Annotated in this window: 2 protein-coding genes; both read right to left on the bottom strand. The window is 48.4% G+C overall.

All coding sequences use genetic code 11. The annotated features are described in order from the left end of the window. Window positions 1-3: 3 nt before the first annotated feature. Entirely contained in the window at window positions 4-5,097 is a 5,094-nt protein-coding gene (locus tag NST26_RS06810; protein WP_340955281.1) for an SDR family NAD(P)-dependent oxidoreductase, read from the bottom strand. Beyond that, window positions 5,098-12,963, bottom strand: coding sequence for an amino acid adenylation domain-containing protein (locus NST26_RS06805; protein ID WP_340978930.1), 7,866 nt, complete (start codon window positions 12,961-12,963; stop codon window positions 5,098-5,100). It lies immediately after the preceding gene. Between the last annotated feature and the right edge of the window lie 2 nt (window positions 12,964-12,965).

Genomic DNA, 12,965 nt, shown 5'->3' with positions numbered 1-12,965 from the left:
CCCTTACCAATCAAATTCAACGCTTTCCAAATCAACCTTGCGCGATATCTTCGAAGGATCATCCAGATTGATCCGGGCCAGCTGAATATCCCCGTTGCCTGCAACTGCTTCCAATATTGTTGTATACTGGCGCAACAGCTCCTCTGCCGTTTCCTTTTGATACAATTTGGTGTTGTAATCCATATTGCAGCTCAATACCCCATCGTAGTCCTGAATATTTAACGTAAGGTCATATTTGGAATTCGAATTCTCATACCTGTACGGATTGGCCTGCAGACGCCCGAAGGAAGCTTGGGGTATCGGAATATTTTGCATGGCAAACACAACATCGAATATAGGATTGCGGCTGACGTGACGCGGTGCATTCCATAAGGATACCATCTCATCATAGTACAACTCCTTATGCTCAAAGGATTGCAGCACTTCACTCCTAAATCTGGCAAAAAAGCCGTTAAAGGTATCCTCAGGGACCGGACGGGTCCTTACCGGCACAACATTGACCAGGTTTCCGACCAAGCCTTCCAGGGCTGGCTGATCCCTTAAAGCTATGGGTGTACCGACGATGACATCCTCATAACCGGAGACCCGCATGAGAAGAATGTGAAAAGCCGCAAACAAACTCATGAACAAGGTGCCTCCTGATTGATGTGCTAACCGGAATAAACCACGATTTACGTCCCCGCTGACGTCCAAAGTGACTGTGTCTCCAGCAAATTCTCTGATTGGTCCCCGCGGGAAATCGGTCTGAAGCTCAAAAGAAATTGCCGGCCGGTTCAATTTCGCATCCCAGTATTCCAGATCAGCCGCCATCTCATTGTGCTCACATTGCTTGCCGCGCACATAAGCATAGTCCTTAAAATGAATTCTCACCGGTTCGAGCCTCTCTCCGTTGTACAAACTTGAGAGCTCCTTAGTGAGAATGCTAAGCGACACTGCGTCAGATACAATATGATGGATATCAAAACATAAGATAAATTGCTCTGTACCTGCTGCCAATACCTCTAATCGTGCCAGCGGAGCGCTTAGAAGATGGAATGGGCGGATAAAAGCCTTTAAATAATGTCTGATCTCCTCCTCCGTCTCCACTTGTTTGACAGTTACGATTCCCGGTACATCCGATTGGACGGTTTGAACAACCTCGCCGTCGGCAATCCGGAAGGCAGTCCGCAACGCTTCATGTCTCCGAATCAGAGCTCCAAAGGCCTTTTCCAGTCTGTTCAAATCAAAGTTACCGGTAATTCTGACTACATTAGTCATATTGTAAGAACAACCGGCGTTTCCCAGCTCTTCGATAATGAAAATCCCCCGTTGAATTGGAGTAACGGGATAATAATTCTGCTCAGGTGCCAGGAGAATGTCTCGGCTAATATCCCTCGCCGTGTTCTGTGAAGAATCTTCAACCATGGTCTGCTCCGCAATAAACCCGGTGAAAGCATGAAGGTCTGGGAACCGCAGCAGATCCGTTACCTTAAGTGCCGTCTGGAAGACTTGATTAATTTGCACTATTACTTTCATGGCAATGATGGAGTCCCCGCCAAGCTCAAAGAAGTTGCTCTCCAGATCAAGCTTCTCCATGCCAAGGACGCCGCCGATGATTTGTCCAAGGCTTTCCGAATGTCCATGCGGTGGTACCTTTTCCCCCTTGTACCTTACCTCGACCACACGTTGATACGAAGAAGCCTGTTCAAGCCCGCCTTTGATTCTTTCAATAATGGAATCGGACAGACGGAAGGAAAACTCCTTATAGTAAGGAAGAAGCTCGCCCTGGTAGTTTAATCCTCCAATAATGGACTCCTGCACGTCATGGTTTAAAATGTCGTGAAACGCTTCACGTACCCTCTCTGAAGAAATGACCTGGAACAACTGCTTCTGCGGATTAAACCGCTCCCCCATCAACTGCACTGTGAACTCCCACGGTGCCCAGCTCATGGCAATCGTTCGCTTACCACCAGTATTTCGGTAATGAACGAAGGAATCCAAGAAGGAATTGGAACAAGTATAACCTGAAAGTCCCACACCGCCGATCAGGGTGACCGGTGAGGTGAACAGCACCATAAAATCCAGCTTATCCTGCTGTGTTAAGCGATCCAAGAGCCATGTTCCCTGAACCTTTGGGGCTAATGTGCGAAGGAAGTCTTCTTCTTCCTGCTCTTGAATACTCACCCCTCTGGCACCCGTTCCTATTCCTGCACTATGGATAACTCCGTGAATGCTGCCGTAAGTCTCACGAACCTCATCCAGAACAGAAATCATGTCCTCCGGGCAGGAAACATCCGCCTGGTAACACCGGACCTGAGATCCTCGTCCCTCAACTTGTTGAAGCGACTTCACTTTATCGCTTAAGGCATTGGCAGGATCGGCCGCTATTGCTGCCCACTCTTTCTTATCCGGGAAGCAGGAGCGGTTAATCAGAATCAAGGTTACCTGATTTTGAACCGACAAATAATGGGCAACCTGAAGCCCTAGCCCTCCCGTTCCCCCTGTAATGACATAAACACCTTTGGGCCGGATACCGGTCGGTTTCAGCTCCATATCCAGAGGCTGGAAGGTCTCCAGCCGTTCCACATATCTGATCCCTTTCCGGTAAGCCACGTTCGAATCCATTGCCGCTGACGCAATCTCATTGGCGATGACTTCGGCTTCCGTCTCGGAATCTATATCGATGCATTTGCATTGGGTATTGAAATTTTCGTACTTCATTACTTTCGCCAGCGCGAACATCGGCGCGAAGACCGGGTTGATTACGGGATCACTGCGGTGTATAGCGTTGACGCGCTCCGCTATCAAATAAAGGTCCAAGTCTGCAAAGGTTTCTTCTGCCAGAGCCAGATGGAGGTTTCTAAAACTGTACACTCCCCGCTGAAGACCTGCAGTCAAATCATTTTCGCTGTCCATCCCCCCCTGCTCGGAAAGGCTGGCTAAGTGCACAATCGCGGTCAAATTCATGTCCTTCATTTGCGCAAGCAGAGCCGAGAAGTCCGCTGCCGTATTCCGAATTAGATACTCCATCGCACTGATCTTGGAATATTCACGGCCGAGTTGTGCCGTTACAACATATCTTTGTCCACGGAGCTCCTTCATTATCGCATCGGAGAGACAACCATCCCCCACAATGACCAGAACAGCACCTTCCCATGTTCGCCCGGGTGGAACAGCCTTCTCTGCCTCCACCCAATTGAGTTGATAATACTGTTCTTCCCCTCTGTCTTCCGTCTCCTTGGCAACCCAGCACCTCTTTTCATCAAAGACGTAAGGAGGTAATGGGACTCTGCGAAATACCGTATTCTTGTACATCGCGCTCCAGTTCACTTCATGTCCTTGAACATACGATATTGCAAGCCGGCCCAGCCGCTTCGGATCATGGCCTTCCGCCAATACATCTTCATAAGCTTCCAAGAGAGCTCCTGCAGCATCGGCAGCCGCTTTATTGACTGAGCCATAATAAATTTGCAGCTCCGGGCAGTTTTTCTTCCCGGATTGGAACAGCATTAATTTATTCTGAAGATCCAATTGGTCGTTCGTAATGATCGCCAGCCGGTATTGATAATGCCCCCTTCCAATATTTGAAGTGTAGCAAACCTCTGCCAGACTACAAGGATCATTGAAGTATTTAATGTAGCTTTGCACAAGCTGATATAATGAGCGTTCTGTTTTGGCCGACAGTGTAAAAAGAGAATCCCCGGTTGCTGCTGCACCAGGCCACTTCCTTGTGTACTCCTCCAAGACCATGTGACAGTTGGTTCCGCCGAGACTGAAAGAACTTACACCGCACCGAACCGGTTCCTCGCTCTCCTCCAGGTCCCGCAGCACATCATTCACATAAACCGGAGATTTGTGAAACCCGATATTCCGGTTGGGATAACGAAAATGCAGGGATGAAGGCAATTGACGATTTTTCAGAGAAAAAACAGCTTTCATGAACCCGATCATTCCCGCCGCATTGTCCAAGTGGCCGTAATTGGATTTGACCGATCCAATCGAACAGAATTGCTGCTTCTCCGTGAATTGGCGGAAGGCCTTCGTGATTCCCTCCACTTCAATCGGATCCCCCAGCTTAGTCCCTGTGCCGTGAGCCTCTATAAAGGACAAGCTTTCAGGGTTAATTCCGGCGGCCTTCCATGCACGAACGATTACTTCTTCCTGGGCAAGCGGATTCGGTGCCGTAACCCCCATGGAATCGCCGTCATTATTAACCGCACTGCCCTTAATGACAGCATAGATATGGTCGCCGTCCTTCTCCGCCTGGACTAGGGGCTTAAGCAGCACCGCACCAACCCCTTCGCCACCTGCTGTTCCATCGGATGACTGGTCAAAGGTCTTCGTAAGCTGATCCGCGGATTCAATTCCCAGCTTCTCTGGCGGCTCAACGGGGAGCATATTCAGTTTGATGCCTCCTGCGATCGCCATACTGCATTCTCCTTGCATCAGAGCCATGCACGCCATATGAATCGCAACAAGAGAAGAGGAGCATGCGGTATCCACCAATATAGAGGGTCCATGTAAGTCAAGCAAGTAGGCTATTCTGCCTGCCAGCAATGACTTCAGATTACCCGGTATGGACATCGCAGTATATTCAGGACACAGCTCGGCAATAAGCCGGCTGTATTCACTGTCGCTGCCGAAGCCGGCGTATATACCGGTTCTTGTCCCCTTTAAGCTGTGCCCTCCATATCCTGCGTCCTCGATCGCTTCCCAGACAGTCTGTAAAAAAAGTCTTTGATTGGGGTCCATCAGACTCGCTTCTCTGGGAGAGAGATTGAAAAAATTATAGTCGAAGCGGTCAATGCGCTCCAAATACGACCCACGGGAATATTGGATCGCAGCGGGCTGTCCAGACATAGAGCCCAGAATGTCGTCGAGATCTTGTCTGCGGCTTAACGGAAGTGACTTCACACAATTTTTCCCACTGACAAGATTATTCCAGAATTCAGTCTGATTGTCGGCATCGGGAACCCTGAGCGCCAAGCCGATCACGGCAATATCCTGGAAGTTTCTGATTTGCTGTTCTTTCATCATGGATAACAGCTGTGAAGCAACTGTACGGTTGATAGTGCCTCTTTTTGTCTCCTCAAGAATGAACCGGTAGACGGACTCCAATTAATCTCCCCCAATACCCTTTAAATCCTGGAGCATTTGCTCCACATCAAAATCGTCACTGTCAATACTGTCCAGCATCTGGTCAATCTCATTCTGTATAACCGTTTGGTTCAGGACTGTCTTTAACGTGCCGCCCTCCCCCTTCTTGCCGATATAATCGGCCAATGCAGAAATGGTGGTGTAGTTGAATAAGTCAACCAGCTTAACCTGTTGCGGAAACACCTTCTCCAGACGGTTATGCAATCTGACAAGTGAAATAGAGTCGCCTCCCACATTGAAGAAGCTTTCCCGGGGATCAATCCGGTCAAGCTGAAGAATCTCTTGCCAGATCAGTGTAATCTCCGCTGTCAGCCCGTCGTCGGCAGGCCCGCTCTGATTCTCAAGCCTCAGGGGCTCTTCCAGTGCAAATAGTACATCCGCAGCAATTTTGCCGTTAGCATTCAACGGTAACTCATCCACATAGGTGAAGCTTGCCGGAATCATATACTGAGGCAGTACGCCGGCCAAAGCGGTCTGGAGCTCTTCACGGCTCATCCGGTTATCACCAATCAAATAAGCCCTTAATTGATGGACCTCATCCTTGCCTTGCTGCACCAGCACAACCGCCTCATGAATTCCTTCAATCCCGCCGAGTTTTGCCTCTACTTCACCTAATTCGATCCGGTAGCCGCGGACTTTAACCTGCTTGTCTTTTCTCCCGCCATACTCGATTTGGCCTCTTGCATTGAACCGGCCCAAATCCCCGGATTTGTACATCCTTCCGTTTGGAATGAACGGGTCGGGTACGAAGTATTCATCCGATTTCTCCCGGTCATTTATATATCCTTTTGCAACCCCGTCACCGGCAATATAAATCTCACCCATGACCCCCACGCCACAGGGAACCCGGTGCTGGTTCAAAATGTAGATCCGTACATTATCCGCAGGTTTCCCGATCGGCACAGAGCGCCCTGTATCCTCCGTTTCGTCATACCGGTGGATCATGCATCCGACTACGGTTTCCGTTGGACCATATTCATTGTAAATCTCGATCCGGTGCTGAAATTTATTAACAATACTGCGGGCCAGAGAAGTCTTCAAATCCTCCCCTCCAACTATAAACCGTCTAACAGATGTATTGCCGATATCAACATCCGTTAACAGCATCAGGTGAGACGGAGTCAATTTCACAACCGTTGCCCTATTATCCTTCATTACTTTGTACAAAAGAAATTCATTTCCATCATTTCTGTATACCTCAATTGTGCCGCCGCAAATAAGCGGAGTAAAGATCGACGTAAGTGTCAAGTCAAAGGCTAGGGATGAATACAAAGGGAACACCGCATCCCCCTCATTGGCATACATTTTTTGGGCCCACCAAATATAATTTAGCAGTCCCTGATGCTCCACCATGACCCCCTTCGGCCTTCCTGTTGAACCCGAGGTATAAATAACATAAGCAAGCTGATCCGCAGCAATTCGGGCAAACACCGGTGTAGCCTCCGTCTCCGGTTCCCCTATCAATCGCAGGTCTATGATCTTGCCTTCAAATGCTGTGTCTTCCTTCATGTCCGTATTGGTCAGGAGCAGGCATACTTGCGAATCAGCCAGCATGTAGTCCACTCGCTCCGCAGGGTATTCGGGATCAATTGGCAAGAAAGCCCCTCCCGCCTTCATAACGGCAAGCAGCCCGATAATGGTTTCCGCCGAATGCTCTGTCATCATGCCGACAATCGCTCCCCGCTTAACTCCCTCTGTCACCAGCCGGGAAGCCAAATGAGTCACACGCCGTTGCAATTCCGAATAGGTAACCGTAAGCTTATCCTCCGAAACGGCTGCTTTGAAAGGTTCTCTCTCCGCTTGCTGCTCAAACAATTCCACAATGTTGGAGTGACTGGGATAAGGAGCGCCGGTAGCATTGAATCTGTTCATGTAGATCTCCCTGTCATCCAAAGTGAGAAGCTCCATCTCTTCTAGCTTTACGGATCTAACCACGACTGTGTCTATCATTTTCTCGTAGAAGCGGGATAATCGTTCAATCGTTGACGGACTATATAGATCACTGTTGTACTCAAACCTGATTTCCGTCATCCCCTCCACTTCCCGGCAGCTCAGGTATAAATCAATCAGACTTGTATCATCACTAACCTGGGCATGCTCGTAAAATTGAAACATCGTCGAGTAAATTGGGGATGTTGTCAAATCCCTTTCAGGGTTAACCTTTTTCACCATCAAATCAAAGGGATATCTGCCGTTTTTGAATGCCAGCACTGATTTTTCTCTGACAACATTCAGCACATCCTGGAAGGTCTCAAGATTACGGAATTGGGCCCGAATGCATAACGTGTTGATAAACAGACCTATCAGATTCTCCACCTCTTCAGAATCCCTGCCTGCGATTGGGAAACCTACGATGATATCCTCATCGCCCGTTACCGAATGCAGAAGAAGGAAGTACACACTCAGGAAGAAGACATGCTGAGATGTCCCCCATTCCCTGAGTTTACTTTTAACCGACTGGGTCAGCTTTTCATCAAGGCGGAACGTATGGGAGCCTCCATTAAAGGTCTGTATGCTGGGACGGCTGTAGTCGGCAGGTAAATTTAATGCTGGCAGCGGCTTAACTAATTCACCTAACCAGTAGGATTCCATCGAACGGGCCTGCTCGCTTTCAAACCAGCTTTTCTGCCTCATCATCCAGTCTACATACCGCATGGCCGGCATGCTCAAATCAGGTACTGTATCTTGTGCCAGCGCCTTATACATGGTCATTAATTCTTCAAAGAATATTTTTGAACTCCAGCCGTCTGTAATTAAATGATGCAAATTAACATAAAAGCACCAATCCTGGCGGTTCAGCCGGAACAAAATGAACCTGTGCAAGGGCTTGCGCAAGTCAAACGGCATTCTTTTATCGGCATTGATCATTGCAAGCAAAGTTTCTTCCTTATCTGCGTCATCTGCCAGGTCGATAACCTTGATGTCAGCATGGCAGTGATCGACTATTTGCTGGCGCGGAGAACCATCAGCATCCTCTACGAATATGGTTCTCAAGGTTTCATGGCGGGCCAAGAGCCTGTCAACCGCATTGCAGACAAGCTCCGTATTCACCTCCATTTCAAGCCGGAATGATGACGGAAGATTGTAGGCAGTCAAGCCCGGATGAAGCTTCTGCAGGAACCACATCCGCTCTTGTGCATGGGACAGCTCATAATCAATATTGACTAGGGCGGTTTCCGGTTCGCCGGCAAGAGAAGCCTGGTTCAGTTTGTCTTTGACATGACCCTCCAGTTCCCCTATGGTTGTGTAAATGAACAAATCCCCCATGTCTATATCAATGCCGTATTCCTTGTTTAAAACATTTGAAATTTTTATGGCTTGAATGGAGTCCCCACCAAGCTCATAAAAATCATCAAATACATTAATGGTCTTCAAACCCAATACTTCTCCCCATATTTGGCCAATCCTCGTTTCAAGCGGGCTATAGACCCCATTGGCTCTTCCTTTCAGTTCCAGTTTCTCCAGTGGTCGCGCCTGCTCTTGGAAATCGGCCTGCAGACTTCTGTAGTTAACAAGCCGGCTTTCAATATTTTCGCAAAACCGATATGGGATTCTGTCCAAGCTTCCTAATAGTGGATAATTAAGTTTACCGACCATGACTTGATGCTCATTCAAGCTTAAAATATCTTTATACGCCGCTACTCCTTCCTGTGGATCGATCGGATGAATGATTGCCTGATCGTGTTCCAAGGCGCTTCCGGCAGCCATGCCAACAAATTTCCATGTAGTCCATTTTACACTTATTGCAGGAACTTTCTTACAGTTCCTAAGATAGTCGGCAAATGAATCTAAATAAGTATTCGCCGCTGTATAATCGCTCTGGCCTGCTCCGCCGGCCAGACTCGCGACAGAGGAGAACATCATAAAATAATCAAGCTCATCGTCCTTCGTCAACTGATGAAGGATCCATGTCCCGTTAACCTTGGGTTGTAGAACCGCCCGCAGCTTATTCCTATCCTTTCGGCCTATTACACCCTCTCCCGGAACTCCGGCAGCATGTATGACGGCGTTAATGCGGTGGAACTCTTGGCGGACCCTTCCAACGATTTCACGCATCGATTCATAATGGGAAACATCCCCGGCATAGAAAACGATTCGTGCGCCTAGACTCTCGATTTCCCGCAGCTTCCTGATTATGCTCATCAGTTTGCTATCGATGCCTGCGGCGAGAATCCCAGCCCACTCCTCCTTGGATGGAATGGCAGTACGGCTCACAAAAGCCAGCGAGACCGGGCCGCTTCTCGCCATTTCCAAAGCAACCTCTAAGCCAATCCCACCGGTTCCGCCTGTAATCAGGTAGACTCCGTCTTTTTTCACTTTTATCGAAGAAGAGTGCTCCATGACTTCGATTTCCGCTATTTCCTCCTCATACGCTAAGTCATTCCTCATAGCGGTAAGGTAGGATGACGGTGTGCGTCCGATTTCTGTAACTAATGAAGGAACTGATGTCTCATCATCCAGATCGATGCACTTGACTGTCAGATTGGCGTACTCTTTCTGAATCACTTTTCCGAATCCTGCCATTGTTGCATTTATGGGAATTACCGTCCGCTCATTTCCGGTTACGGAAAATGCATATTTCGTAATAACGGTCACATGAATTGGCTGAGCATGTAGATGCTGAGCAATGGCTTTAGCACAGAAGAAGAGACTGTCAATCCCGTCTGCTTGGGCGTCCTCCAGCTCATCCAAGGTGTCCGGCTCCTGTCCGGTATTCAGAGAGAACAGATACAAGATACTGTTTATCTGGTTTCGCTTCAGGTCTTGGAACAGCCGCTGAAAGTCGTCCTCGCTTGAACTAATCGTATAATGCTCCTCATCCGTCTTCTGATAGACCGGGCCCCTTTCCACATGAATCACCGGGAAGCCATGGCCTGTAAACTGTGTAATCAATTCTTCCGATATGCCCTGCCTGTCTTTCATAATTACCGTTACACCTAACCTGGGCGCTGATTCCCTGGGAGCCTCCTCCTTCTTCTTCCAGCTGATCCGGTGTAACTTTTGTTGTTCCCGTTCTTGAATGAACCCGCTTTCATGATTTTGTAGCCGGCGCATTCCATAATCCGTTACTTCTAATATGACATTCCCATCCGTATCAAGAAAGGTAATGTCAAACAAGGCCATGCGGGAAGGAGAACCCTCCTTTCGTCTGATATAGCTCAAAAAACGGGAAGGGATCGGTGCATATGCAACCAATTTTTTATAGCTATAAGGAACATACAGGCCCTCGTCGATTAATTTCCCTGCAAAGTTTATACCAATATCCATCAAGGAAGGATGCAGATGAAACTGCCCCAATTCCCGAAGAACATCCCCGGCAGCTTGCACCTCCAGCAGCAGGCTATCCTTCGTCTGCTGTAGCATCAGTTCATTGCCATGCCAATGCTTGCCGAATACGAAAGGTCCCCCCATAGAGCTTATATTAATCGGCTGCTGCTCTTCTCTGAAGGCTTGCTTTAATATCCCTACCGCTTTCTTGTCCGGGGGAATTTCCGCTCCCCGCCGGAAAGCGCCCTTAGCATGAACTGTCCGCACACCACCGTCATCAACAGACTCAATTGCGAACGTCAGAGCATCCTGCGGACCAGAATGAATAGCGGCCACTAGCTTTTTCTTGCCTGGAGCGTCAACAAAATACGGGCTCAAAAAGGTAACATCCCTCAGCTCAAAGGATTCCCCCTTCCACCTCTCGTTCACAGCCTCCAGCGCCATTTCCAAATAACCAGTGCCCGGCAGCATACTTCGCTCATGCCATTTATGCTCATTCAATACCCAACTTGCCTTGGTCTCCATGTCCAGACGAAAGATTGTTTCAGATTCACTACTCTTTATTCTCTCTTTAATGAACGGCGCCTTATTGAACCTCTGCTCAGCTCTCTGCCCGATACCTTCCGGGGCGACCCAATAGCGCTCTTTTTTTAAAGGATACGCCGGTAAGGGAAACTTAGTACATTGCTGCGAGTAGAGCCTGTCCCAATTCACGTCCGCCCCCTGTATGTATAATTGGCAAAGAGAGGTCAACAGAGAAGAGTCCACACCACCTGCTAACGCGGCCCGGTCCAGTATCTCGGACGATAACCGATTTAGTCTGTCCAGTTCCCGGACGGTAATGCCCCCCTCCTCCGCTAAGTGTCGATTGTTCTTTGTCACATGATGTGTCCCGGTAAAAATCCCCCGGCCCTCTTTCGTTAGCCCGTGAATATATACATGTATCAGTTTTTTCCGCAAATCAATCCAATCGGTGTAGAGAATTGCCAGCCTGTTTGAAAAATGCGGCCTTCCTACTGAAGCACTATACGAAATATTGTCCAAAGGCAAGGAATCTGTGCCAATGATGAATTTAACGAACCGCTCGACATACTGAACCAAGGAATTATTGTCCCTTGCTGACAGGGTCAGAACCCTCGCTTTGACGTCGTTCTCTGCAGCAGCCTCCCGGGGGGCTTCCTGCAGAACAACGTGGCAATTCGTTCCACTGAAACCAAAAGAGCTGACACCCGCCAAAAGAGGCTTGTCCGGCTGTTTCCATTCTTTAAGCCGACTGTTCACATATAGAGGCGATTGGCAGAAATCAATGAAAGGATTGGGCGACTCAAAATTAACAGTAGGCGGTATCTGCTTATTTTCCAAAGATAAGATCAATTTAATTAATGAAGACATTCCGGAAGCTCCCACCAAATGGCCAATATTCGGCTTTACAGACCCGATGCCGCAAAATTGGCTTTTGGAGGTGTACCTTCTGAACGCATTGGAAAGCGCCCTCACTTCAATAGGATCGCCTAATTTCGTTCCGGTTCCGTGGGTCTCAATATAGGTAATATCCTCCGGATTGATACCCGCCCTCTGCCATGCAGTAACAATGACATCTTCCTGCGCCTCGGCATTTGGGGCCGAAATCCCATTGGAGGTGCCATCATTGTTGATGGCGCTGCTTTTAATTACAGCCCTTATATGATCCCTGTCCTTTAGCGCCTGTTTCAAAGGTTTCAGCATGACAATGCCTATCCCTTCTCCCCACACGGTGCCGTTCGCATTTTTATCGAAGGTGCGCACCAAGCTTTCCGCCGATTCTATCATACTGTCTCCACTTACAGGAAACAGAGAAAGATTTATTCCTCCGGCCAAAGCCATCTCACAGTCCTTATTCTTCAGTGCCTGACAGGCCATGTGAAGCGCCACCAGACCAGAAGAGCATGCTGTATCGACGACGATGCTTGGACCCTTTAAATTCAAGTAATATGAAATCCGGCTTGCCATAATGCCGGCAGTCGATCCGGTTATCGCTAAAAAATCCGAATCATGCACCAACCGCTTGTATATCGTATCGCTCGAATGATCCCGTCCAGCAAAGACACCAACCTTTTTCCCATGAATCTGCTTTCCGGCGGAGCCTGCGTTCTCAAGTGTTTCCCATGCCACTTCTAGGAAAACCCGCTGGTGGGGATCCATTAATAATGCTTCTCTCGGTGAGATCCGGAAGAATGCTGGATCAAACTGATCAATATGCTCCAAATATCCCCCTCTGCCGTAAAAATCCTCTGGAGAATCCCCCTCGGGGATAAAGCAATCTGTATCCTTTTTGCGCGTAAAGGGAAAGTCCCGTATCATCGATTTGCCATTTTTGAGATTCGACCAGTATTCCTGTTCATTATCCGCCTCAGGGAATCTACAGCTCAATCCGATAATGGCAATGTCTTCGTCTTGGTGTTCATGCTGGGCTTCATCCTGTTCATTGATTGTTGTAAGAAGCGTCAAAGCGGTGTCTTCATTTAACCCGCCTTTTTGCAACTGGTCCAGAATATATTTATTCAGCATTTCGATTTCCACAG

Source organism: Paenibacillus sp. FSL R7-0128, from assembly GCF_038002245.1.
Classification (GTDB): Bacteria; Bacillota; Bacilli; order Paenibacillales; family Paenibacillaceae; genus Paenibacillus_AQ; species Paenibacillus_AQ silagei.
This window is presented reverse-complemented; position numbering and strand designations above follow the sequence as displayed.